Here is a 24,419-nt window from a genome sequence, read left to right on the forward strand (position 1 = left end):
GGTGGACGCATTTTTCGTGTCCTGGCCGGGCGCCGTCCGGTGAGCAAGATATTGGTAGTTAACATATTCCTGGGGGATAAATGAGCGCGGGAAGCCCAAATTTTACCTTAAGCCGCATTGCGGCTTTATCACTGGTGTCACTGTGGCTGGCAGGCTGCAGCAGCTCCAACAATCCGCCTGCGCCGGTCAGCTCGGCTGGCGGGACTTCGTCTTCCAGCACGAATTCCGGAATGCTGATCACGCCTCCATCCAATAACGTTCCGCAGGCGCGCCCGGTACAAACGCAGCCGGTGCAGACGCAGCCCGCTCAGGTTCAGCCGATGGCTCAGGAGCCGGTACAAACGGTGAACGGCAAAATTGTCTACAACCGTAAGTATGGGGATATTCCGAAAGGTAGCTATACCGGCGGCAGTACCTATACTGTTAAACGCGGCGACACGCTATTCTATATTGCGTGGGTCACCGGGAACGACTTCCGCGACCTGGCGCAGCGTAATAATATCCCGGCGCCGTACGGTCTGAACGTGGGTCAGACGCTGCAGGTTGGTAACGCGTCCGGTCAGCCAATCACCGGAGATAACCCTGTCGCCCAGGCCAGCGTGAAGGCCAGCAGCGGCGGGATGTTAACCGCAAATTCTGCACAAAAATCCACCGCGGTGGTTGCGTCCCAACCAACTATTACGTATTCTGAATCTTCAGGTGAACAGAGTGCTAATAAGATGTTGCCGAATAACAAGCCTGCGACGACGACAACAACCGTCGCGCCTGTTACGGCCCCGGCTGTCAGCACAACCCAATCGACTGCAAGCAGTACGTCAACCAGTTCGCCGATCTCTTCATGGCGCTGGCCGACTGATGGCAAGGTTATCGAGAACTTTAGTGGTGCCGAAGGTGGCAATAAAGGTATTGATATTGCAGGCAGTAAAGGACAGGCTATTGTCGCGACCGCAGATGGGCGCGTCGTCTATGCCGGTAACGCACTGCGCGGTTACGGTAATCTTATTATCATCAAACACAACGATGATTACCTGAGCGCCTACGCACATAACGATACGATGCTGGTAAAAGAGCAACAAGATATCAAGGCGGGGCAGAAAATCGCTACCATGGGTAGCACAGGTACAAGTTCTACACGTTTGCATTTTGAAATTCGTTACAAGGGGAAATCCGTCAACCCGCTGCAGTATTTACCGCAGCGATAATTTGGCAAAGTACGGATAAGCTCAGTATCGCTAAAAGAGGCGCCAGGGCGGCCAGAATGCCTGCTTTACCGGGGCAGAAAAGGTTCTCGTCCGGGCGTCTTTTAAGTGATGTTTAGCGGAAGGTGCTTTGCTCAGGGATCACGGGTAGGAGCCATCTTTATGAGTCAGAATACGCTGAAAGTTCATGATTTAAATGAAGACGCGGAATTTGATGAGAACGGAGTCGAGGTTTTTGATGAGAAAGCCTTAGTTGAAGAGGAACCCAGTGATAGCGATCTGGCTGAGGAAGAGCTTCTTTCGCAGGGAGCAACCCAACGGGTGCTCGATGCGACGCAGCTTTATCTTGGAGAGATTGGTTATTCCCCACTGCTGACGGCCGAAGAAGAGGTTTATTTTGCGCGTCGCGCGCTGCGTGGTGACGTTGCGTCACGCCGCCGGATGATCGAAAGTAACCTGCGTCTGGTCGTCAAGATAGCCCGCCGTTACGGCAATCGCGGTCTGGCTCTGCTGGATCTGATTGAAGAAGGTAACCTGGGGCTGATTCGCGCAGTTGAGAAGTTTGACCCGGAACGTGGGTTCCGTTTTTCGACTTACGCGACTTGGTGGATTCGCCAAACGATTGAACGGGCGATTATGAACCAAACCCGTACCATTCGTTTACCTATCCATATCGTCAAAGAGCTGAACGTTTATCTGCGTACCGCACGCGAGTTGTCCCATAAGCTGGACCACGAGCCAAGCGCGGAAGAGATAGCCGAACAGCTGGATAAGCCAGTTGATGACGTGAGCCGGATGCTGCGTCTGAACGAGCGCATTACCTCGGTGGATACACCGCTGGGCGGCGACTCGGAAAAAGCGCTGCTGGATATTCTGGCCGATGAAAAAGACAACGGCCCGGAAGACACCACGCAGGACGATGATATGAAACAAAGCATCGTCAAATGGCTGTTCGAACTGAACGCCAAGCAGCGTGAAGTGCTGGCTCGTCGCTTTGGTCTGCTCGGCTATGAAGCCGCGACGCTTGAGGATGTGGGCCGCGAAATTGGCCTGACCCGCGAACGCGTGCGTCAGATCCAGGTAGAAGGTCTTCGCCGTCTGCGGGAGATCCTGCAAAGTCAGGGGCTGAACATCGAAGCGCTGTTCCGCGAGTAAGACACCTTTCTTAAAAAAGGCTCAATCGTTTTGATTGGGCCTTTTTCTTTTTTGGGCCTCCGTCGCTTACGCGATCGCCGTCTCGTGGAGGTGCCGCCAGATGATTTTCTCTTCCTGCAGACGGAAAAGAACCGTCGACCAGCGCGCGGTTTCCGCTTTGCCTGGGAGCGCGTGTGTTTCCCGGTAGCTCACCGCTGCGCCATCGCGCCATTCGGCAAGTATGGCGGCACTATCGACGACAATCTTTAAGCCCGGACGGCTGGCGCGAGCCCCGTGAAAAAAGGCGCTGACCGCCTGATGATCCATGCGCATACCGTTTATCGGGATCATGGTAAAGTCCGGGCTAAAGCGACGCATCAGCGCGTCGGCGCTCCCGTCCCCCTGATTCAGCCAGTTTTCTATAGCCACGTGGGCCGCAATAACTTCCGCAATATAGCGATTCATTTGTTCTCCATTTTACCGTGCAGGCGCATGATTATCGCCCGGTTATCGAAGGTAAGGCAGCCCAGCAGCGGCGCCAGGGTCAACGCGGCGGCGGCGATAAATACGCCACGCCACGCCTGCGGCGTTGGCCAGTAAAGCAAAAAGGCGCTCAGTAAGGCTGCCAGTAGCGCAGATCCCATCAGGAAACTGAGCTGGCGGTTAAGATTCCACAGCGCGCTGGCGTCCGGCATATCGCCGTTCGCCACATTCAGAAACGCGCTGCTCTGGGCCGTACTGCTGCACAGGCTGCCGCCTGCGCCCATGAATATAAATGCCGCGATTAGCATACTGCTGGCGGTATGGGCATTGACGCCAGCCAGGGTGACGATCCCGACTGCCTGGAGAAGGCAGCCGACCGCGATAAGCGGGCGGGGGCCGAGACGATTGAAATAGCGGCCGGTCGTCGCGATCGCCACAAACGAGGCCAGCGACCACGGAAGCATCAGGGCGCCGATGGCGGAGGGCGACATCCCCGTCACGCTTTGTAAATAAAACATCCCGACGACATTGATGCCAATAAAAGTCCCCGGCACGCAGAGATAGACCAGCATTGAAAAGCGCAGCAGCGGATCGCGCAGTAGTGAGAGACGCAGGAGTCCCCCCGGCCGCGCGACGCGTCTCTCATCCTTAATCCACAGCGCTGCCAGTCCGAACGTCAGCAGCGCGATCGGCAGGCTGGCAAAGAAAACCCAGCGCCAGCTGAGCGATTGCACCAGCACCCCGCCGATCGCCGGCGAGCACGCCGGCGCCAGCAGCCCGACCAGCATCACCGCGGCGGAAAGTTTCGCCCGCTCGTGAGGCCTGAACTGTTGCCAGGTTAGCGACTGGCCTAGCGGAATCAATAGTCCGCCGCCCATCCCCTGCAGGGCGCGCCACATGACAAGGCTGGTCAACGAGTCGGCCATTCCTGCAGCCAGAGCCCCAAAGCTAAATATGCTGAGCGAAAGCAGGAATACCCGCCGGGTACCAAACTGCTGGCTGAGCCAGGCGCTAAACGGCAGTACCAGCGTGAGCCCGGCAATATAGCCATTGCTGACCCACGCCAGTTCGCCCACCGACGCGTGCAGCGTCCGGCTCATCGCCGGAAAGGCGACGCTGGCGATGAACATATTGATTAAGTCGAGAAAGAAACCCAGCAGAAAAACGGTTGCGACCTTGCTGCGATACGTCATTGATTAAACCCCCCGTGAAGGCCGCTACTGTAAACCTCAGCGTCAGGGCGAATAAACACGACATTCGGAGATATACTGTCTGAAATTTTTTGACAATTGGCGGCGCGATGCTGAACCTGCAGCGGATGAACATGTTTGTAGCGGTGGTCGATAGCGGAAGTTTTACCGCGGCGGCGACGGCGCTGGGGCAGACCAAGGCGGTGGTGAGTTTCAACATTCGCCAGCTGGAGAGCGAGCTGGGGGTTACGCTGCTGTTGCGATCGACCCGTCGGCTGACGCTGACGGAAGCCGGTTCGCTCTTCTATCATCGCGGGGTCGCGCTGCTGAAAGCGGCGGAAAACCTGCAGGACGACGTCCGGGGCAGCCACGTGGGGTTGAGCGGTGAACTGCGGATCACAACGACGCCAGAATATGGCGCGCAGGTGATTATCCCGGCGCTGGCGGAGTTCAGCCAGCGGCATCCAGCGCTCCGCGTGCGCCATGTTTCTTTTTCTCACCACGCGGATTTAATCTCCGAACGGTTTGACGTGGCGATTCGCCTCGGGACGCTGGCGGATTCGCGCTACCGCGCGGCGCTGATATCGCGTTTTGCTATCGTCCCGGTTGCTGCCCCATCATGGCTGGCGCAGCATCCTGTAAAGACGCTTGAGGAGCTGGCCCACGCGGCGTGGATTATTCATGAACGTCTGACCGCACCGCTCCGCTGGCCGCTTACCGGGCCCGATGAGGAGAGCATCGCCTTCGAGATTAAACAGGCGCCGCGGCTGTCGGCAGATAGCGCCAGCGCGCTGATGGCCTTTGCGCTAGCGGGCAGCGGCATCGCGCTGCTGCCCGAATGGCTGGTGGCCGCTGCGCTGGCAGACAGCGCGCTGGTGAAGGTGATGCCGGCGTTTAGCTTTCCGCGCCAGGGGGTGTACGCAGTTTACCCGGACGCGCAGCACGTTCCCGTCAGGGTCCGGGCGTTTATTGATTTTCTCCGCGAGCGCCTGGGTTAATTGGGTTCTCGCGCTATCAGCTTGTGGATGATTTGCGAAAACTGCTGGCGCTCTTCATCGTTCAGCCGACCTAAAAATTCTTCATCAACGGCGTTACCCAGCGGCATTGAGCTTGCCAGTAGCGCTTCGCCTTCTGCGGTTAAATAGACAAACCGACGGCGTTTGTCCGCCGGATCGTGTTCGCGACGAACCAGACCGCGGCTCTCCATTCGGCTCAGCATCTCCGCCAGCGTCGCTTTCGTGCTGACCGCCGCTTCCGTTAGCGTCACCTGTTCAATGCCGGGATGTTCGGCAATGGAACGCATCACCGCATACTGCGGTTTGGTGAGGTCCGGCAGTTCAAGCTGCCAGCGGGCGGTGTGCTGCTGAAAAAGCTGGCGTAGCAGGTGAAACGCCTCGTTTTTTAACTCCATGACAACTCCGTAATCAAACCGTCGGTTCTATGATAGCCGTTCGCAAGGCGTTTTAGCATTTTTCCTGTTTTGATGAAAAATGCGGCCGTGGACGAACGCACTTGCACGAAAAGCTCATCAAGAGTAGTTTTAATAAAAACGTTCGTATACGAACAATTGTGAGGCGATGATGAAGCTAATCGTAGGGATGACCGGAGCGACGGGCGCTCCGCTGGGCGTGGCGCTGCTCAAAGCGCTTCGAGAGATGCCGGAAGTGGAAACGCATCTGGTGATGTCAAAGTGGGCCAAAACCACCATTGAGCTGGAAACGCCTTACAGCGCCCGTGAAGTGGCTGCGCTGGCCGATTTCTCGCACAGTCCGGCGGACCAGGCCGCCGTCATCTCATCGGGTTCGTTTCGTACCGACGGCATGATCGTTATCCCCTGCAGTATGAAAACGCTGGCGGGTATCCGTGCCGGTTATGCCGAGGGGCTGGTGGGGCGGGCCGCGGACGTGGTGCTGAAAGAGGGGCGTAAGCTGGTGCTGGTGCCGCGTGAAATGCCGTTGAGCACGATCCATCTGGAAAACATGCTGGCCCTGTCACGCATGGGGGTGGCGATGGTGCCGCCCATGCCCGCTTATTACAACCATCCCAAAACCATTGAGGACGTCACTGACCACGTTGTCACGCGGGTGCTGGATCAGTTCGGTCTGGAGTATCACAAAGCGCGCCGCTGGAGCGGGTTGCGGGCGGTAGAGAATGTATCACAGGAGAATGAATAATGGCTTTTGATGATTTGCGCAGCTTTTTGCAGGCGCTGGACGACCAGGGGCAACTGCTGAAAATTAGCGAAGAAGTGAACGCGGAGCCGGATCTGGCCGCGGCGGCAAACGCGACCGGGCGCATCGGCGATGGCGCTCCCGCGCTGTGGTTTGACAATATTCGCGGTTTTACCGATGCGCGCGTGGCAATGAACACCATCGGTTCCTGGCAGAACCACGCTATCTCGCTGGGGCTGCCGCCGAATACGCCGGTGAAAAATCAGATCGACGAATTTATTCGTCGTTGGGATAAATTTCCGGTGACGCCGGAGCGGCGGGCAAACCCGGCGTGGGCGGAAAATACCGTCGACGGCGAGGCGATTAATCTGTTCGATATTCTGCCCCTGTTCCGTCTCAATGACGGCGACGGCGGCTTTTATCTCGACAAAGCCTGCGTGGTTTCTCGCGATCCTCTCGACCCGGACAATTTTGGTAAGCAAAACGTCGGCATTTACCGTATGGAGGTGAAGGGCAAACGTAAACTCGGCCTGCAGCCGGTACCTATGCACGATATCGCTCTGCATCTGCACAAAGCGGAAGAGCGCGGTGAAGACCTGCCGATCGCCATTACCCTGGGTAACGATCCGATTATCACCCTGATGGGCGCCACGCCGCTGAAATACGATCAGTCGGAATATGAGATGGCCGGCGCGCTGCGTGAAAGCCCGTACCCAATCGCCACCGCGCCGCTGACCGGCTTCGACGTACCGTGGGGGTCAGAGGTGATCCTCGAAGGGGTGATTGAAAGCCGCAAGCGCGAAATTGAAGGCCCGTTCGGCGAATTTACCGGCCACTACTCGGGCGGCCGTAATATGACGGTGGTGCGTATCGATAAGGTTTCCTACCGCAGCAAGCCGATTTTCGAGTCCCTCTATCTCGGTATGCCGTGGACCGAGATCGACTACCTGATGGGCCCGGCCACCTGCGTACCGCTGTATCAGCAGCTGAAGGCTGAGTTCCCGGAGGTGCAGGCCGTCAACGCGATGTACACCCACGGCCTGCTGGCGATTATCTCCACCAAAAAACGCTACGGCGGCTTTGCCCGCGCGGTGGGTCTGCGGGCGATGACCACGCCGCACGGCCTGGGCTACGTGAAGATGGTGATCATGGTTGATGAAGACGTCGACCCGTTCAACCTGCCGCAGGTGATGTGGGCGCTGTCGTCGAAGGTCAACCCGGCGGGTGACCTGGTGCAGCTGCCGAATATGTCGGTCCTGGAGCTTGATCCAGGCTCCAGCCCGGCGGGGATCACCGACAAACTGATTATCGACGCCACCACGCCGGTTGCGCCCGATCTGCGCGGCCACTACAGCCAGCCGGTACAGGATCTTCCTGAAACCAAAGCCTGGGCTGAAAAACTGACCGCCATGCTGGCCAAACGTAAATAAGGAGAAGAAGATGATTTGTCCACGCTGCGCCGATGAACATATTGAAGTGCTGGCAACATCGCCGGTAAAAGATGTCTGGACGGTATTTCAGTGCCAGCACTGTTTCTACACCTGGCGGAATACTGAACCGCTACGCCGCACCAGCCGGGAACATTATCCGGAAGCGTTCCGCATGACCCAAAAGGATATCGATGACGCGCCAATGGTGCCGCATATTCCGCCGCTGCTGGCGGAAGATAAACGCTAAAATCAACGGGGTCCGCTTAGTCGGGCCTTTTTATATTTAGTTAATCAATGCAAAATATTTATTAATTAAATTTTCAAATTGCATAAAAGGTTAATAGAGCAGATACGTTTGCGAGCCATCTTCCAGTTTATAATAAAATCAACGGGTTTGATAAATTACCGATAAGCTTCGCGGCCGGGAAAATATAGAATAGCGGCGGGTGCTTGAGGCTATCTGGCTTTGAGCATTGACAAGGATTCAGATAGACGAAAGCCCCAGGAGATATTTCTATCAACTGAGGCTGACGAATGAACCTGAACAATTCAGATGTTAGTCTCTTCTTTGCAGGGAGGCAAGACATGCTAACAAAATATGCCCTTGTGGCAATCGTCGTACTGTGTATTACGGTACTGGGATTTACGCTTTTGGTGCGCAGCTCGCTGTGCGAACTCAGTATTAAAGAGCGTAGTATGGAGTTTAAAGCTGTTCTCGCTTACGAATCGAAGAAATAGCATCAGCGCGGGGGCAACCCCGCGTATTGGTTGTCAGGATGCATCCTCTCGCACCCAGTTTGCATTTGTTAAAACGGCAGCACCGCAGGGCGCTGCCGTTTTTTCACGTTAAACGAGAACTACACCAGGCTCTTCAGGCGATAGATCCACTCCAGCGCCTGGCGCGGAGTCAGCGAATCCGGGTCAAGATTCTCCAGCGCTTCAACCGCGGGCGAGGTCTCTTCCGGAGCGGAAAGCAGCGACATCTGGGTACCGTCCACCTGCGTGGCGGCAGCGCTCGGCGCAATGCTTTCCAGCTCGCGCAGCTTCTGCCGCGCGCGTTTAATCACCTCTTTCGGCACACCGGCCAGCGCGGCAACCGCCAGACCGTAGCTCTTACTGGCCGCGCCATCCTGCACGCTGTGCATGAAGGCGATGGTGTCGCCGTGCTCCAGAGCATCAAGATGGACGTTGGCCACGCCTTCCATTTTCTCCGGCAGCTGGGTCAGCTCGAAGTAGTGGGTGGCAAACAGGGTCAGGGCTTTAATCTTGTTCGCCAGATTTTCCGCGCAGGCCCACGCCAGCGACAGGCCATCGTAGGTCGAGGTGCCACGACCGATTTCATCCATCAGCACAAGGCTATGCTCGGTGGCGTTATGCAGAATATTGGCGGTTTCGGTCATCTCTACCATAAAGGTTGAGCGGCCGCTGGCCAGGTCATCCGCCGCGCCGACGCGGGTGAAAATACGATCGATGGGGCCGATGTCGACTTTTTCCGCCGGAACGTAGCTGCCGATATACGCCAGCAGGGCGATCAGCGCGGTCTGACGCATATAGGTACTTTTACCGCCCATATTCGGGCCGGTGATAATCAGCATTCTCCGCTGCGGGGCGAGGTGCAGCGGGTTAGCGATGAACGGCTCTTTCAGAACCTGCTCAACCACCGGATGGCGGCCTTCGCTGATACGAATACCCGGCTTATCGCTAAAAGTCGGGCAGCAGTAGTTGAGGGTTTCCGCGCGCTCGGCGAGGTTCACCAGCACATCGAGCTCCGCCAGCGCGCTGGCGCTCTGCTGCAGGTCGCCAAGATGCGGCAGCAGCATATCGAAAAGTTCATCGTACAGCTGCTTTTCCAGCGCCAGCGCCTTCCCTTTGGAGGTCAGCACTTTGTCTTCATACTCCTTCAGCTCAGGAATAATATAGCGCTCGGCGTTCTTGAGGGTCTGGCGACGGACGTAGTGGATCGGCGCATGCTGGCTCTGACCGCGGCTAATCTGGATGTAGTAGCCGTGGACGGCGTTGTAGCCTACCTTCAGCGTGTCCAGCCCCAGACGCTCGCGCTCGCGAACTTCCAGTCTGTCGAGGTAATCGGTCGCGCCATCGGCCAGGCCGCGCCACTCATCGAGTTCCGCGTTATAGCCGGGGGCGATAACGCCGCCGTCGCGAACCAGTACCGGCGGCGCATCGATAATCGCCCGTTCCAGCAGTTCACGCAGCTCGCTAAATTCCCCCATCTTTTCCCGGAGCCGCTGTACTGGCGCACAGTCGACGTCCCCCAGCATCGCGCGCAGTGCCGGCAGCTGCTGGAAAGCGTGACGCATACGCGCTAAATCGCGAGGGCGGGCGGTGCGCAGCGCCAGGCGCGCCAGAATACGTTCGAGGTCGCCGACCTGGCGCAGTACCGGCTGCAGCTCGGTGTAATGTTCCTGCAGCGCGCCGATGGTCTGCTGGCGCTCTACCAGCACGGCGGTGTCGCGCGCCGGCATATGCAGCCAGCGCTTAAGCATACGGCTGCCCATTGGGGTCACGGTGCAGTCGAGCACCGAGGCCAGCGTATTATCAAAGCCGCCGGCCAGGTTCTGGGTGATCTCCAGATTGCGGCGGGTGGCCGCATCCATAATGATGCTGTCCTGCTGGCGCTCCATCGTGATGGAGCGGATATGCGGCAATGACGTGCGCTGGGTGTCTTTGACGTATTGCAGCAGGCAGCCGGCGGCGCACAGGCCGCGCGGGGCGTTTTCAACGCCGAAACCAACCAGATCGCGCGTGCCAAACTGGAGATTGAGCTGCTGGCGCGCGGTGTCGATTTCAAATTCCCACAGCGGACGGCGGCGCAGGCCGCGGCGGCCCTCAATCAGCGACGACTCGGCAAAATCCTCCGCGTACAGCAGCTCGGCGGGGTTGGTGCGCTGGAGCTCCGCCGCCATCGTTTCGCGGTCAGCGGGTTCGCTCAGGCGAAAACGTCCGGAGCTGATATCGAGGGTGGCGTAGCCAAAACCTTTACTGTCCTGCCAGATGGCGGCCAGCAGATTGTCCTGGCGTTCCTGCAGCAGCGCTTCATCGCTGATGGTACCCGGTGTCACAATGCGGACGACTTTGCGTTCAACCGGCCCTTTGGTGGTTGCCGGATCGCCAATCTGTTCGCAAATGGCCACCGACTCGCCCTGATTAACCAGCTTAGCCAGATAGTTCTCAACCGCGTGATGGGGGATCCCGGCCATCGGAATCGGTTCGCCCGCGGAAGCGCCGCGCTTCGTCAGCGAGATATCCAGCAGCTGCGATGCGCGTTTCGCATCGTCATAGAACAGTTCGTAAAAATCACCCATCCGGTAAAACAGCAGAATCTCCGGGTGCTGGGCTTTCAGCTTGAGATACTGCTGCATCATCGGGGTGTGGCTAGAGAAGTCCTTATCAATTTCTTCATTCATATTGATTTTACTCATTTTTTAATTCTTTCGAGTACTCATGTGGCACATTTAAACCCCTGTTAAACTCACATGAACCCACAAATTTGTAGCTCACTTGTAGCTCAGAACGCGATAAGTTACCCTCTAATCATTCTTGAGCTACAAATGGTGGTGCTTAGAGAACAACCCTGAATCAATCTTTTATTATCAATAAGTTAATCATAATTTTGAAGCCTGCTCTTAGTGATCCAGGAAAAATTGTTTTCGAAGTTACCCTGACCAAAAACCTTACACAGTCTTTGATGATCACAGGGACGCTCCTGTGGGATTCGGGGTGAAGGTAAGTTTGACGAAAAAAACATATGTAATCCAGAGAAGAGTGCCTTCCGATGCTCGTGATGTGAAAGAAGATAAGAAACCGAGTTCGGTCCTAAAAGTGAAAGTAGGAAATGTTTCTGGTTATCCGAGGCTCGATCAAGCCCGTGAAGCCGCCAGGGTATTGGTTCAGACCATGATCGCTACCAAAAGAAATCCCAATAGGGTTAAGCGAGAAACAGAGGCTTCATAACTCATTATTAATGATGTGTTTGCTCACTATCGCAAAGCAGGGTTTTTGACGAGTAGCCATTGCGTGTATTAAAGCCTTTTTTGGGCGCGTTTTTCTCATGCCAGGGTTCAGCATTGGGTGCTGTTTCGAGGGTTAAATCCGTCAGCATACGGGAAAACTGGTTTAAGTCAGCTTTGGTTTTGAGGCCTTTGGCCAGTTCAGCAGTCAGCGCCTTAAGTTTGTTTTCGTCCATAATTTGCCTGTCTCCATTGTTGGGATGAACATATCAAAAACAGGCAGATACACAATTTAAATTACAGTCTCATGAAAGATCCTACTTTTTTCTATACATCTCTATGTTGAAGTTTTTGCCAAAGGGATTTATAGCTTCTAATAACTTTTTGTCATGGTCATCATTTTTTATAATGTAAGACTGACTTGCTCCAGGCGCTGTGAAATCTTCTATGGTCTTAAGTTTTTGATTGGAAATTCTTTCCATCATATCAAAATCTTGAGATCCCAACACCTTCCCTTTATAAACCATTTTTGCGGGAATAGACTTCAAAGTATTAAGTGTTGTTATTAGTTATTTATTATGAATATTCCAATCCCCAGCACCATTAATAGCAAAGGTTATGATAGTTGTGCTATCTGGTTGAAAAGACATATCAGCATTAACATTGTATTTTCCATTAGAAAAGTATGATGTCTCTCCATTTACCCTAATTGTAATTCCTGCACTATCATATGAATAATCTGATGTCCATATGCCAATGATGTCATCACTCTTGTGCGCATCTGGAGTTTTGGGAAAGAAGTAGGCGCATATTCCTACAAGAGCAGCTACAAATAACACTATCTCCATACCTAATTTAATTTTTTTATCCATGATGTGATATTCGCCAATGGTCGGTTGATGATTATAGATGAAATTTATTATTTTTCATCGTAAGTTGAATTGTTGTTCAGTGACACATGAGAAACGGTTCCCTTTATTGCCTGATTTATACATTTTTTGCATGTATTTTTTGAAACCAGAGTGCATTAATATTCTGCGCCTTTCGGTGCATATCTCTTGCAAAAAGATAAAAATCTCCAGAATCTTTGTCTTCTTTAAGTGTGTAATGTTTTCATCTATATTTCCTGTTTTTAAAATAAATAACACCATCGTCCACTCAGTCATAAAGCCATTTTCCTGCTTTTGCTGATTCGGCAAACATTTTTACAGTTAAAGGTTTACGACTCCTTTCTACATCTTCCCTTTTTAATTTAAACCACCGTGTTAGTAATGGAGTATTCTCCCAAGGAAAATAATACGACCATTTAACTTCTGATAAATCTACATTAAAATTTTTTTCAAATTTATTCAAAGCTTCATGCAGGTCATCACCGGGAGCTTCAAATAAATCAGAATCAAGTTCTAAAGGGATTTCTTTCCAATTGCTGTCTAAATATCCGGGGATCTCTTCACGGAAGAGTGCTAACACCTCTTGTTGAATTGTATCCATCAAAAGGATGTCCATTGTATACGATCTTTAGGGCGTGCTATTAGGTTGTATTTTGCCTGAGTTTTCCTTGATATTTGGTAAATCGAATTGACAAGACCAATCCAGCCTAACCACGGAACATATCGTGCTATGACTGCGGCAAGATTATTTGTTTTTCGCATTCTTACACCAACTGGTGTAGGAACTCTAATACCAAAAGGAGTTCGTGCATTTCGTAAAAGCATTCTCCCATACCTGGAAATAACACTTGTCCCTTTTATTGCCTCTCCCGGTTTCGTTCTGGTTTTTAACCACGGTTGCCCGGCGAGGATAGCAGCACCTGACTCAATGCCAATTCCAAGTTCATCACAAAAATGCTCAAGGAAAATCACATCAAATAGTTCACCTGCTGACAGGTTCGATTGTCCGTGGTAGAAGTAGGTTCCGTTTAGTTCTTCTGTCGTATCCATTCAATCACCTATTAGGCTGTTTGCCGTTCATTCCATGCATCGGTGAAAATTATGTTTCCATCACAATGTTTCCAGGTGATTTTCTCATACCTTAGCTCCACGGATTCAAGATGGTTGTTGTTCTTGTCTTCTGGGGAAGCCATTGTAGGTGATATTGATACGATTCGAACTCCTTCAAGTAGCATATTGAAGTATTCCACTTCCTGACCAGCATCGCTGATTTTATACCATTTGATTTCAGCAGATTTCAGGTTCTGACCAGTAGCAACTGCTTTGTAGAGGTATGGGCTGGAATAGTCGAATTCTTTAACGATGATCATTGGTGAGTGCTGACGAGTGCCGGTAGGTTTGCCAGTAGCATTATCAGTGGGAATAGAAAGATTATGGTGAAACCCTTTAAACTCTATACTGAATTCTCTGTCTGCAACATCACAACCGCCTTTGATTAGTGCTCCACCATCGTCATAGAGCCACATATTACCCGGAATAGCCATGTACTTTTTCCTTATGTCGTTGTAACTCCCTATAAATAGTGTATCTATTGAACGAAGGTGAGTAAATAACCAATATGTGGTTTTTTTGCTCTTTTGAAGAGTTAGTTACCTGCTTCTATCAAACCGCACTCATATTCCCAAAAATGTATACCATCAGTAAGCCAGAACTTACTTAGCAATTACTTTATTCCTCAATTTGAACAGGTTAACCCTTGATAAAGGGTACTGCTGCATCATCGGAGGGGGGGCGTCAAGATATATAGGGTCAAATCCAGTTTTAATGAGTTAGCGGAGTTTATTGTTTTCATGACGTCGCGCTATCGCTCATCGGTTCCCGTGAAACTGTGCATTTCTGTTTATTGACTCATGAGCCGCATGATAACGGAGTCTTCAGGTCAGGAAAACAAGAAGCAGCGGCGGTATGCCGCAGGGGGAGGTCGCAGCGGAAAAGGCTATACTGGCGAATGCAGGTCGATGGTGTAGACGGGGAGACATCCGTTTTCACCGGCGTCGTACGCCTCGCGTTATTTCCTTTATTCCGTCTACTTTTCACCGTTGCGTGTAGCAGAAAAGGGTTTTTGTTAATGAAATGTGATCTGTGTTACAATTCTCTTACCATCGACATCTTTCGTTTATCCTCTATTAATTACCTGTCGTAATTTGTTTTTAGGATATATCTCAGCATTCTGCGAGTTAATTTCCTATGGTAGCATTGTTCGCGAGGTTAAATCTTTTTTTAATTCCTTTGTAAATGTATCTCTTTTTACCTAAAAAATGATTTGTTAGTATTTTTGTCGACCAGGGGATCTGGCTTTAATTAAATTATTAATATTAATTAATAGTCTAATTATTGAAACGGATTTTTCGGTGATGCGGAGGGCTGCAAATTGTTATGAGAGTATAACTCAGCAATTTTATAGCTCCTTACTCTTTAGGATAAAAATTTATAACGCAGGAATTTTCTATGAAACTGAATAAAGTTGCTATGGCTGTGGCATTAACTGCTGCTCTCGGCTCAATGTCTGCACTGGCTGATACCACTAATGGTCAGATTGAGCTTCAGGGTGAGCTGGTGAATACCGCGTGTGGTTTAGCGCCGTCGTCCAGCCCGGTAACCGTTGATTTTGGTCAGGTTCCAGTTTCCCTGCTGCAAGGCGGGGGTCAGGCAACTGAAACCAAAAACATCGAGCTGCAGTATTGCGATACCACCATCGCCAGCAGCGCCGTTGTTTCCTATACCCCGACTTCGGTTAACCCGAACGATCCTACTCTGGCTGCCTTTACTTCTGGTACCGCATCTGGTGCAGGTATCGGCCTGAAAGATAGCGCTAGCCAGACTGTGACCTGGGGCGCGCAGACCACGCCGGTCACCCTGGTCGATGGTACTAACACCATTCCTTTCGTGGCCTTCCTGAAAGCGGAAGCGGCATCGGGCGGTTCTACCCCTACCGTAACCGCGGGTGCATTCCAGTCAACGATCAATTTCACTATCGATTATCAATAATCGATTTTGAGTTATCGCTCGCGGGGAGGTTCCTCCCCGCGATATTGGATGGTGTACCCGATAATATGGAATTCTGAGTATGGTTAAGGATACAGAGAAAAAGAGACTGATGGCGCTATTCGTATCGGTATTACTCTTTTCCGGACATGCTTCGAGTACTAATTTTACGCCCGGACAGCTGGCGCTTTCGGGGGAGCTGGTTGCTGCCGCCTGCGATATTGATCCCAGCTCGCGGGAGCTATGGGTGGATTTCGGCAACATATCCGCTCGCGATATTAATATGGATCAAGAAGGTAAGCTCGTCCGGCCTTTTCTGGTGCGCTTAGTGGGCTGCGCGTCTTACGGCAGCGAAAATCAATCAACGCCCGGTGCTTATGCCACGATTACTTTTACCGGCAATGCGTCATCGCAGGACCCGACCGTATTAATTCCGGATGGGGAAGGAAAGGGGTTTGGTATACAGATTCGCGATCGCCGTGGGGAAGTTTTAACTTTTGGAGAACCCTCCTCGGGATATCTGCTAAGTGATGAGAATAATACGCTGAAATTCACCGCTTCGCTGGTTCCTGTTCAGCAACATATTAAGGCTGGGGATTTTTACGCCGTCACTCGTTTTTATATGGATTACAACTAGACGCAAGCCAGCTATTGCTGTTGTAGCTTGTTTACCGCGCACGATATTTTACTGAATGATTCGGGATGAATAGTCATGTCAGCAGAACTAAAAATAAAAATAATCCTCTCTCAGATGCTTTTTTTCTGCTGTGCTTCTATGGCTTGTGCCTCAACCGACGTGGAATTCAATACCGACGTACTGGATGCCGCCGATCGCGACAATATCGATTTAACCCGTTTCGCCACCGACAACTATGTCCCGCCGGGCGAGTACTTATTAGATATTAAAATAAATGGCCAGGCGGTGGGGCAGCAAAAGGTTCGCTATCTGGCTTCTAAGGACCAGAAGCATACCCAGGCCTGCATTAACGGCGAAATTCTTGCCAGATTGGCGTTGAAAGAAGAAGCGCAGAAAAAGGTCGCACAGCCGTTTGCCGATTGCTATGACCTGCTGAGCCTTCCTGGCGCTACGCTCAGCAACTACGCCGGGGTGCTGGACATCACCGTCCCGCAGGCGTGGATGAAATACAACGATCCGAACTGGACGCCGCCGGAGCGCTGGGACCAGGGCATCGGTGGTTTTTTGCTCGACTACAGTCTGACCGGGCAATATACCCGCCAGCTTGATATGCATGAAGATTACACCACCCTGAGCGGATACGGCCAGACAGGGTTTAACCTCGGCGGCTGGCGTTTGCGCGGCGAATATCAGACCAGCTATTACAGCGCGACGCATCAATTTGATTTCGACATGAATCAGATCTACGCCTACCGTCCGCTGCCGATGATGGCGGCAAAGCTGACGGCAGGGGAGATCTACCTTGATTCTCAGGTCTTCGACACCGTGCGCTTTACCGGGCTTAATCTCGCCAGCGATGAGCGTCAGCTGCCGCCAAACCTGCAGGGCTACGCGCCGGAAATTCGCGGCCTGGCCAAGACCAACGCCAAAGTGACGGTGAAGCAGAGCGGGCGCATTATTTATGAAACGACGGTTCCCGCCGGGCCGTTTAACATTCAGGATTTACGCAGCTCGGTGCGCGGTACGCTGGATGTTCAGGTGGAGGAGCAGGACGGTTCCATTTCGACGTTCCAGGTTAACACCGCCAACATTCCTTACCTTACGCGTCCCGGCTACGTGCGTTACAACGTGGCTGTCGGCGCGCCGTCCCGCTATAACCATAAAATTCAGGGGCCAGGTTTCGCTTCCGGTGATTTCTCCTGGGGGATAACCAACGCCTGGTCGCTGTACGGTGGTTTACAAAGCGCAGGGGCGGAATATACCGCGGTCTCCGCCGGTATTGGCCGCGATCTCAGCGTACTGGGCGCGCTCTCGCTGGACGCCACCGAATCCTACAGCCAGCAGTCAAACCAGAAGCGGCTTAAAGGCACCTCGTTTAAGCTGAGCTATGCGAAAACGTTCGACGAATATAACAGTTCAATTACCTTCGCCGGCTATCGCTTCTCTCAGGAAGATTTCCGCTCTTTCTCGCAATATCTCAACGAGCGTTACGAGGGTTACGACAGCCTTGGCCGTGAAAAAGAAGTCTATACCATCACCGGGAATAAAACGTTCTGGGCCGATGAGCCAGGCAAAGCGACCACCGTCTTTCTGACCTATACCCACCAGAATTACTGGAATCGAAGCAGCCAGGATCGCTACGGCATCTCGTTAGGGCGCTCGTTTAACGTCTGTAATATTCGCGGGATCACCACCAATATTTCGGCCTACCGTTCCGATTACGAAGGGCGTAAAGACGACTCTATTGCTTTCTCGCTTTCCATTCCCGTTGGCGATAGCAAATGGAGCGGTCTCGACGTACAGACCAATAACGGCAAAACCAGCCCGATGCTCTCGTACACCGACAGCAGCGACTACAACAACCTGTGGCGACTGCGTGCCGGGGCGAGCCAGAGCGGCTATGCCAACGTCGACGGCTACTATCAGCGCCGCTCGCAGTATGCCGAAATCAACAGCAACGCCAGCTATCAGCAGGATCACTACGTTTCCCTGAGCAGCACCCTGCGCGGCGGCTTTACCGCTACCCGGCACGGGGCGGCGATCCACAACAGCGGCGCGACGCTCAACACGGCGCGCGTGATGGTGAATACCAACGGTATCGGCGACGTTCCGCTCAATGACGGTAAATCAAGAACCAACAATTTCGGTATTGCCGTTATTCCGGACATCGTGAGCTACAACAGCTTTGATACCCGTGTTGATGTCGATGCGATGTCGGAATCCATCGAACCGGCAAAGGCCATCAGCACTGCCACGCTGACCGAAGGCGCCATTGGCTATCAGACCTTTGGCATGGCGAAGGGCGAAAAAATGATGGGGATTATTCGCCTGGCTGACGGTACCTATCCACCGTTCGGCGCGGAGGTTATCAACGGCGATGGCGTGAGCGTCTCCATGATTATGGAAGGTGGCCAGGGATGGCTGGCGGGGGTTAATCCTCAGGAGCTGCTAAGCGTAGTGTGGAGCGGGAAAAAGCAGTGCCAGATTGCCATCCCGCCGACCATCGTGCGTCGTTCGACAGCCGCGCTATTGCCGTGTAAATGACAGTGACAGTAATAAAAGGCCAAAAATGAGCATAACAAGCAACAAATTCTGCTGGATGGGCGTTGTGATGCTGGCGGCGGTAGGCGGTACCGCTCAGGCAGGGGGTTCGCTGGATCGCACGCGTCTGATCATCACCGGTAAAGACAGTTCGGCGAGCGCGAATTTAACCAACACCAGCCCGGATATTCCTTTCCTCGCGCAATCGTGGGTTGAGGACAGCAAGGGCAACAAGATTACCTCTCCGCTGGTGGTGCTGCCGCCTTTACAGCGGATTAACGGCGGGCAAAAAGGGGTGGCGCGGGTCACCAAAACTGACGGTATTAACCAGCTGCCGCAGGATCGGGAAAGCCTGTTTTATTTAAGCGTGCGCGAAATCCCGCCCAAGCCGGATAAAGCGAATGTCCTGCAGTTAGCCATGCAGTCGCGGATTAAATTATTTTACCGCCCGACGGCCATTATTCCCAAAAGCAAAAGCGAGATTTGGCAGGACCAGGTCGTCTTTCAAAAGAGCGGCAATAAGATGACCGCGCAAAACCCGACGCCCTATTACATCACCATTATTAGCTTGTCCCGCGTTAAGGGTGAAAAAATCACTAAGTTTCCGGGGATTATGATTGCGCCGAAGTCCAGCATGGAGTTCAGCGTAACCGACGGCAGCGTGCGAGATTTCGCCATGATGTATGTGAATGATTATGGCGGTCATCCGGAGCTGAAATATCGCTGCGAAGGAAATACCTGTAAAGCGCTGCCGCCATCGCAGCAAGGGTAATTAAAGAGGAACCTGATGATGAAAACGCGTCTATCGCTATTAGCACTGTTTGTATTCGGTATCAGTATGCCAGCGCTGGCCGACGCTGATATTCCGCTACAGCCACAGCACTATAACCGGGATCATCAGGGGGAAGATGGCGGTAACGTGATATTCAATGGCTCCGTTTATGCCTCGCCTTGCGTGCTGGCGCCGCAGAGCCGCCTGCAGATTATCGAGATGGGTGAAATCAGCGCCCGCCGTTTTCATCAGGCCGGCGACCGGAGTCAGCCGGTGCTGGTTCGCGTCGAACTCAGAGATTGCCTGAAAGGCGCCTCGCAGGCGCGCGACAGCATCGCCTCACGGACGACGGGCAACAGCAAGCATCTCTACACCACCGGCGAGCAGGCGGTTCAGCTCACTTTTATCGGCGAATCGGATGAACATAATCGCCAGCTGCTGCGCCTGACCGGCAGCATCTCAGGAGCCGGTATTCGCCTGCTGGATGTTAAAGAACGGGCGCTGGATATTAATCAAACGCAGCCGCCGTTTATTGTGAAAACCGGCGATAGCAGCCTGACGTTTATTGCCGTGCTGGAGTCAACCGGACGAAACGTGACCGCGGGCAACTTTAGCGGACTGCTACGTTTAAAAATGGAGTATCTCTGATGACGACGATGGTTATCGGACGAAAATCTTGCGTCACGCTTTTACTCTGCGGCGGCTTACTATCCCTTGACGCCAGCGCGGCGATTGAAGGGGAAATTACGCCGGTCGGCGGACCTAAAATGTATAATATTGACGTGGTCAATCAGGATATTACCAATAACAGCATAGGGGCAACGATTCCTTATGAGTTTTCATTGGGCGGGCAATATTCTGGTATAGCCAGCTGTACCATTCCCATGGAAAATCAGGCGATTTATTACTCTGCGACCGCCTCGCTGATGCAGCAGGGAAGCGCGCCGGGCTATTTAAAGCTCAATGATTATATGGATGTTAAAATTGAAATTTATATCCGTGGTCAGCGCATGGATTATTTTGCGGTGCCTTTTTATAATGAATCGAATAACGCTTTTCAGAATAAATGCGTTCCGCCAACCACCCAATTTAATAACTTTGAGTCCGGCGCCAAGGGGCGGGTAACGTTTATGATTACTAAGCCTATTGTCAACGGCGTTAACCTGCTGGGTACAGAAATCGCCAAGCTTTACGGCCGCCTGGGGAATTACAGCTCAGGAATGGGCAGCACTCCAATGTCGATTGTCTCGATTAATTCCGGGGTCATTACCGTTCCGGATAAATGCATTGTCAACTCAGGTACACCGATCGTCGTTGATTTTGATACCATCCCCAGTTCGGGTTCGCTGCTAAATGGCAATAATTACAGCCGGCCCGTGCCGATTCAGGTGAAATGCGAAGGGGGAAGTTTCGCGAACGGTAATTTAAATATTCGCCTGGGCATTCAGCAGGCCAATACCGCCAGTTTTAATAGCGATTATTTAGGGACCACCGGCGCCGTCGATCGATCCAATCTTGGCATTATTCTGAAAGATTCAGGCGGCAGTTTAGTGGCCGCGAATAGATTTTATGACGTGCCGGGTTTTAATAATAATCAGGGAACCTGGAATCTCACCGCCGCGCCGATTGCCAATGCCGGGACCAATGTTCTCGAAGGGGATTTCCAGGCATCGGCCACCGTGGTCGCTGAGTTTCAGTAAGGGGGCAGCATGCGTCAATTTATCGCATCTATGGTACTTCTGGGCTTACTTTCGGCGGCCACGCCGGCGTACGCCAGCGGGGAACTGATCGGCGGCGACTTAACCTTCAAAGGCACCGTCGCGGCCCATGGCTGCAGTATCGTTCCTTCATCCAAAAATATCGCCGTGGATTTTGGCCAGATTTCAACCCGTACGCTCTATGCGGAGAGCAAATCACAGCCCAAAGCGTTTGTGATTGAGCTTAAGGATTGCAGTACCGATGTTTTTAATTCCGTTACCGTAACCTTTAGCGGGACGGAAAATGCCAATATGAGCGACCGTCTGGCGATTACGCCGGTAGCGCCAAATTCCGCCAGCGGTATTGGCATTGGTTTTGAAGAGAGTAACGGCACGGCGATTTCACTCAATACGCCAACAACCGCGGTCGCCATTTCCGATGCCACCATGCAGTTAAATTTTAAAGCTTTTGTTGAAGGGGAACCGGACGCCTTGAGTAACAAAACCTTGCAGACCGGTGCCTTCCAGGCAACAGCGTATTACACCCTTAATTACCAGTAGAATAGATCAAGGATGATGATAAATGAGCCGCCGTTTCTTTCTCTACGATAAAAATATCTTTTTCTCAGAAGGCGTACGTTCTTTGGTTGACGATCTTGCCGCGCATGACGGCGACTGCGCTTTCTCAAGGCTCGATCAGTTCTCTCAGCTGATTAATACGCTGCGTCTGCCGAAGCAGAAAGAGGAGCTGCGCTGGGTGCTCTGCGATGTCGACAGTTTGCCGGACGAACGCTTTAATGCGCTATACACCATTAAAGAGTACTACTGCCGGGAAAATCAGCAGCTGGTGATTTTATTAGGAGAAAATAATATTTCTCTGTTTTTTGCGCTGCATTCGCTGCTCCCGGAGGCGAGCTGGTTATTAAAAAATGAATCGCTGGAGAATTTTTTCAAATTCATTGAAGGCGCTGATTCGATGGTGGCAAAGAAAATATTTTATAGCCGCTCGCTAATTAATTATACCCGACAGAAGTGGTTAGCCCGGGATTTTAATAACAGTATCTCCAGCGATGACTGGTGGTTAATGGAAGAAATATTCAAAGGGAAGTCATTGTCGCAAATTTCCTCTGAGCAAAAAATTGATGTTCGTCGACTGAGCCGCTGCAAACGGGGCCTGATGAAAAAGTTAAATGCTAAAAATAACGTAGAGCTGTTTAATATTTTCAAATGTATCGTCGCCACCCCCTGCGTATAACAGCGTACAAAGTCTAACATCGACAGAATTACTGGCAGATAGCTAAGCCAGTAGGTAAGTGTAAGAAAAATACATTTCAATATAAATAGTTAAGGATCTAACAAATGCAAAAATTAAGTATGATTGAAGCGTCAACTATTATTGGCGGCTGCTGCAAGGAAACTTGCACAAGCTCTTACGAGACAGTGGTCGTTGGCGGTGTTTCTACCTGTAAACAAGTGACCACCTGTACGGATAAGCACGGTTCAACCGTTAGCATGAAAGATGCGCCGGACAGCATGTGCGTCGTGCCAAATAGCGCCCGTTATTAATCACTGATGTGATACATGGAGGGGGAACCCTCCATGTATTTCTCCGCTATTTTCGCGAGCCTGGTATCAAATGAAGATAAAACCTATTACCGCCGTTGGCTATACGTTTCTGGTGGCGTTAATTTCGTCGCTAATTACCGTGCTGTGCTATCACATATTTGTGTTTAATACATTTTCACTGGATAGCAGTCAGCCTTCCGCCCTGCGAGAAATTGACAGCGCAACCGTTGCCAGTAGCCCAATAAAAAATGAGAAAAGCATTATTGAAGTGATGTCCTATGGCTGTCACTACTGCGCATCGAACGAGGAAGAGATCGAAAAATTCGCCGCCACGCTACCCGCGGATAGCACCTTTGAAGTTATCCATATTACTGGCGAGAATAACGGCCTGGCGGTCTTTGCGCCGGTTTTTGCGACCCTTGAAGTCATGGGTATTGAGCGCCAGACGCGCGACCAGGCATTTAACGCGGTAATGACCCGCGGGATTAATTTAGCCGATGAGGAAACGCTTAATGGCTGGCTGAAAAAGAATAGTATTGATGTCGATAAATACCATCAGCTACGCCAAAGTCAGGCCGTCGCCGAGCGTCTGGAATATATGGCGAAAATCACCGAGCTTTATGACATTAACGCGACGCCGCTGTTTATTGTGAATAAGAAATACGTAGTGGCGAAGGATCGTCAGTTTCCTGAATTTGCCGACTATTTACGCCAGCTGTTAACCCAGGATAAGGAGTAAGCGTGGCGCGCTTTCTCATCGTCTGGAGCGTCTTCAGCGTAAGAAAATGGTCCGCGCAGCTGAGTTGGCGCTACCGGCCTTTTACCGGCTACGGCCAAAAAGCGGTGCGTAGAGTCATGTGTTTTACCCCGATGCCGCTGCTGCTGCTGGCGGTTCGCGCGCTGTGTCGGCTGCGGCTGCTGGGCAGACAGTACCGTGGCCGCAGCGCCGTGGCGACGCAAAACTACCGCTGCCTGACGGGCGTCGAGGGCCGAATCAATGCCGGATGGATAGCCATGCGCCGCCAGCTGCTGGAGATAGGGGCGACCTGGGGACAGCACCCGGCCACCCTGGCCCAGATGCAGGCATGCACGCGAGAGCTTGACGCCGTTGTCGCTCCCCTGGCGGCGCAAAAGACGCCGGTCGTCCTTGCGCCGCTGCACTGCGTTTCCGATATCTTGGCGGCGATGGTCGGGGCCGGCGTGACGCCGGGCAAAGCCAGCGTAGTGGTCTCTTCCAGCGCGGAAAGCTACACCGTCGCCAGCCGTAAAATGGGCGGCGTCGCGCTCTCTTATTGCTCAATCCACCAGGATAATACATCGCTGGCTAGCGAGCTTATGGCGTTAATGACCAATGTATCGGCAGGGCGGGAAAATATGATTATTTTCCCCGACATTCCAGCCGATTACACCGTGCAGACCCCGGAAGCGCAGTCCGGGAAAATAAGCTGCCGGCTATTTGGCCGCCCGGCGAAATTACATAGCGGAGTACAGCGGTTTTCTCGCATCGTATCGGCGAAGGTGGTTTTTTATCACCTCTATTATCAGCACGGGATAAAAATAAAGATCTATTCCCCGCTGTCGCCAAAAGAGGTCGCGGCAAAGCTACCAACGATGATTGAAAACACCCTGCGCGATTATCCGCAGGATTGGCTTTTGTGGCACAGCCATTCGCTCTATTTTATTAATCACTGATGCA

The 24,419-nt window shown here is 52.4% G+C and carries 27 protein-coding genes and 2 pseudogenes; 19 read left to right on the forward strand and 10 right to left on the reverse strand.

Features of this window, described 5'->3' with window-relative positions; all coding sequences use genetic code 11:
• Nucleotides 1-140 precede the first annotated feature (140 nt).
• Both nlpD and rpoS read left to right on the forward strand, forming a co-directional pair.
• Nucleotides 141-1,202, forward strand: coding sequence for a murein hydrolase activator NlpD (gene nlpD, locus ABLV30_RS06320; RefSeq protein WP_223852525.1), 1,062 nt, complete (start codon nt 141-143; stop codon nt 1,200-1,202).
• A gap of 159 nt (nt 1,203-1,361) precedes the next feature.
• A complete protein-coding gene (gene rpoS / locus ABLV30_RS06325) occupies nt 1,362-2,354 on the forward strand; it encodes an RNA polymerase sigma factor RpoS (RefSeq protein WP_004104962.1) in 993 nt (330 codons plus the stop codon).
• 66 nt (nt 2,355-2,420) lie between these two features.
• Here the strand turns inward: rpoS and ABLV30_RS06330 are convergent, their stop codons facing one another.
• Together ABLV30_RS06330 and ABLV30_RS06335 are read right to left on the reverse strand one after the other, a co-directional pair.
• Complete coding sequence (locus tag ABLV30_RS06330; protein ID WP_032751032.1) at nt 2,421-2,798, reverse strand: DUF4440 domain-containing protein; 378 nt, start codon at nt 2,796-2,798, stop codon at nt 2,421-2,423.
• Nucleotides 2,795-4,009, reverse strand: coding sequence for an MFS transporter (locus tag ABLV30_RS06335; protein ID WP_048260277.1), 1,215 nt, complete (start codon nt 4,007-4,009; stop codon nt 2,795-2,797). The genes ABLV30_RS06330 and ABLV30_RS06335 overlap by 4 nt, the downstream gene beginning before the upstream one ends.
• Before the next feature lie 107 nt (nt 4,010-4,116).
• Here ABLV30_RS06335 and ABLV30_RS06340 point away from each other — a divergent pair, with 107 nt between their 5' ends.
• A complete protein-coding gene (locus ABLV30_RS06340) occupies nt 4,117-5,004 on the forward strand; it encodes a LysR family transcriptional regulator (RefSeq protein ID WP_348865579.1) in 888 nt (295 codons plus the stop codon).
• On the opposite strand, the gene ABLV30_RS06345 is transcribed toward ABLV30_RS06340, so the two are convergent.
• Nucleotides 5,001-5,417: a MarR family transcriptional regulator gene (locus tag ABLV30_RS06345; protein WP_004853601.1), complete on the reverse strand. Its 417-nt coding sequence runs from the start codon at nt 5,415-5,417 to the stop codon at nt 5,001-5,003. The genes ABLV30_RS06340 and ABLV30_RS06345 overlap by 4 nt on opposite strands.
• 169 nt (nt 5,418-5,586) lie before the next feature.
• On the opposite strand from ABLV30_RS06345, the gene ABLV30_RS06350 reads away from it, so the two are divergent.
• From ABLV30_RS06350 to ABLV30_RS06365, 4 genes are all read left to right on the forward strand, one after another.
• A complete protein-coding gene (locus ABLV30_RS06350; protein WP_004104955.1) occupies nt 5,587-6,180 on the forward strand; it encodes a non-oxidative hydroxyarylic acid decarboxylases subunit B in 594 nt (197 codons plus the stop codon).
• Entirely contained in the window at nt 6,180-7,607 is a 1,428-nt protein-coding gene (locus ABLV30_RS06355) for a non-oxidative hydroxyarylic acid decarboxylases subunit C (RefSeq protein ID WP_109240807.1), read from the forward strand. Before ABLV30_RS06350 ends, ABLV30_RS06355 begins: the two co-directional genes overlap by 1 nt.
• 10 nt (nt 7,608-7,617) lie before the next feature.
• The gene (locus ABLV30_RS06360) at nt 7,618-7,854 is read left to right on the forward strand and encodes a non-oxidative hydroxyarylic acid decarboxylases subunit D (RefSeq protein WP_004853596.1); all 237 of its coding nucleotides are present in this window, start codon (nt 7,618-7,620) and stop codon (nt 7,852-7,854) included.
• A 338-nt stretch (nt 7,855-8,192) separates the two neighbouring features.
• On the forward strand, nt 8,193-8,345 hold the full coding sequence (locus ABLV30_RS06365) for a Hok/Gef family protein (RefSeq protein WP_009651623.1): 153 nt from the start codon (nt 8,193-8,195) through the stop codon (nt 8,343-8,345).
• A 119-nt stretch (nt 8,346-8,464) separates the two neighbouring features.
• Here the strand turns inward: ABLV30_RS06365 and mutS are convergent, their stop codons facing one another.
• The gene (mutS, locus tag ABLV30_RS06370) at nt 8,465-11,032 is read right to left on the reverse strand and encodes a DNA mismatch repair protein MutS (protein WP_064358570.1); all 2,568 of its coding nucleotides are present in this window, start codon (nt 11,030-11,032) and stop codon (nt 8,465-8,467) included.
• 167 nt (nt 11,033-11,199) lie between these two features.
• Here mutS and ABLV30_RS06375 point away from each other — a divergent pair.
• Nucleotides 11,200-11,576 (forward strand): annotated as a pseudogene (locus ABLV30_RS06375) (integrase); the annotation flags it as partial.
• A gap of 31 nt (nt 11,577-11,607) precedes the next feature.
• Here the strand turns inward: ABLV30_RS06375 and ABLV30_RS06380 are convergent.
• The 6 genes and pseudogenes from ABLV30_RS06380 to ABLV30_RS06405 all read right to left on the reverse strand — a co-directional run.
• Nucleotides 11,608-11,811: pseudogene (locus tag ABLV30_RS06380) on the reverse strand (IS256 family transposase); the annotation flags it as partial.
• 81 nt (nt 11,812-11,892) lie between these two features.
• Nucleotides 11,893-12,060: a hypothetical protein gene (locus ABLV30_RS06385; RefSeq protein WP_348865572.1), complete on the reverse strand. Its 168-nt coding sequence runs from the start codon at nt 12,058-12,060 to the stop codon at nt 11,893-11,895.
• A gap of 84 nt (nt 12,061-12,144) precedes the next feature.
• On the reverse strand, nt 12,145-12,447 hold the full coding sequence (locus ABLV30_RS06390) for a hypothetical protein (protein ID WP_348865573.1): 303 nt from the start codon (nt 12,445-12,447) through the stop codon (nt 12,145-12,147).
• 286 nt (nt 12,448-12,733) lie between these two features.
• Nucleotides 12,734-13,081: a DUF1493 family protein gene (locus tag ABLV30_RS06395; protein WP_064358557.1), complete on the reverse strand. Its 348-nt coding sequence runs from the start codon at nt 13,079-13,081 to the stop codon at nt 12,734-12,736.
• Nucleotides 13,066-13,515, reverse strand: a complete 450-nt coding sequence (locus tag ABLV30_RS06400) for an STM2901 family protein (RefSeq protein ID WP_348865574.1) — start codon at nt 13,513-13,515, stop codon at nt 13,066-13,068. Before ABLV30_RS06400 ends, ABLV30_RS06395 begins: the two co-directional genes overlap by 16 nt.
• A gap of 11 nt (nt 13,516-13,526) precedes the next feature.
• A complete protein-coding gene (locus ABLV30_RS06405) occupies nt 13,527-14,009 on the reverse strand; it encodes an Hcp family type VI secretion system effector (RefSeq protein WP_000997079.1) in 483 nt (160 codons plus the stop codon).
• Between the two features lie 964 nt (nt 14,010-14,973).
• On the opposite strand from ABLV30_RS06405, the gene ABLV30_RS06410 reads away from it, so the two are divergent.
• From ABLV30_RS06410 to ABLV30_RS06460, 11 genes are all read left to right on the forward strand, one after another.
• A complete protein-coding gene (locus ABLV30_RS06410) occupies nt 14,974-15,513 on the forward strand; it encodes a fimbrial protein (protein WP_048260253.1) in 540 nt (179 codons plus the stop codon).
• Between the two features lie 79 nt (nt 15,514-15,592).
• The gene (locus ABLV30_RS06415; RefSeq protein ID WP_014226579.1) at nt 15,593-16,147 is read left to right on the forward strand and encodes a fimbrial protein; all 555 of its coding nucleotides are present in this window, start codon (nt 15,593-15,595) and stop codon (nt 16,145-16,147) included.
• 75 nt (nt 16,148-16,222) lie between these two features.
• Complete coding sequence (locus tag ABLV30_RS06420; RefSeq protein ID WP_265800388.1) at nt 16,223-18,691, forward strand: fimbria/pilus outer membrane usher protein; 2,469 nt, start codon at nt 16,223-16,225, stop codon at nt 18,689-18,691.
• A 25-nt stretch (nt 18,692-18,716) separates the two neighbouring features.
• A complete protein-coding gene (locus tag ABLV30_RS06425) occupies nt 18,717-19,460 on the forward strand; it encodes a molecular chaperone (protein ID WP_348865575.1) in 744 nt (247 codons plus the stop codon).
• A gap of 18 nt (nt 19,461-19,478) precedes the next feature.
• Nucleotides 19,479-20,108, forward strand: coding sequence for a fimbrial protein (locus ABLV30_RS06430; protein ID WP_049079478.1), 630 nt, complete (start codon nt 19,479-19,481; stop codon nt 20,106-20,108).
• Nucleotides 20,108-21,160: a fimbrial protein gene (locus ABLV30_RS06435; RefSeq protein WP_049079477.1), complete on the forward strand. Its 1,053-nt coding sequence runs from the start codon at nt 20,108-20,110 to the stop codon at nt 21,158-21,160. The genes ABLV30_RS06430 and ABLV30_RS06435 overlap by 1 nt, the downstream gene beginning before the upstream one ends.
• A 9-nt stretch (nt 21,161-21,169) precedes the next feature.
• Nucleotides 21,170-21,718: a fimbrial protein gene (locus tag ABLV30_RS06440; protein ID WP_014226575.1), complete on the forward strand. Its 549-nt coding sequence runs from the start codon at nt 21,170-21,172 to the stop codon at nt 21,716-21,718.
• Between the two features lie 22 nt (nt 21,719-21,740).
• Nucleotides 21,741-22,412: a transcriptional regulator gene (locus ABLV30_RS06445; protein WP_014226574.1), complete on the forward strand. Its 672-nt coding sequence runs from the start codon at nt 21,741-21,743 to the stop codon at nt 22,410-22,412.
• Nucleotides 22,413-22,516: 104 nt separating this feature from the next.
• Nucleotides 22,517-22,723 carry a DUF4762 family protein gene (locus ABLV30_RS06450; protein ID WP_014226573.1) on the forward strand — a complete coding sequence of 69 codons (207 nt, stop codon included), beginning with the start codon at nt 22,517-22,519 and terminating at the stop codon, nt 22,721-22,723.
• A gap of 70 nt (nt 22,724-22,793) precedes the next feature.
• Nucleotides 22,794-23,462 carry a DsbA family protein gene (locus ABLV30_RS06455; protein WP_032694650.1) on the forward strand — a complete coding sequence of 223 codons (669 nt, stop codon included), beginning with the start codon at nt 22,794-22,796 and terminating at the stop codon, nt 23,460-23,462.
• A 2-nt stretch (nt 23,463-23,464) separates the two neighbouring features.
• Nucleotides 23,465-24,415, forward strand: coding sequence for an ABC transporter (locus ABLV30_RS06460; protein WP_116281027.1), 951 nt, complete (start codon nt 23,465-23,467; stop codon nt 24,413-24,415).
• The last annotated feature ends 4 nt before the right edge of the window (nt 24,416-24,419 follow it).

It is taken from the genome of Klebsiella sp. CN_Kp113 (genome assembly GCF_040064585.1).
Lineage (GTDB): Bacteria > Pseudomonadota > Gammaproteobacteria > Enterobacterales > Enterobacteriaceae > Klebsiella > Klebsiella michiganensis.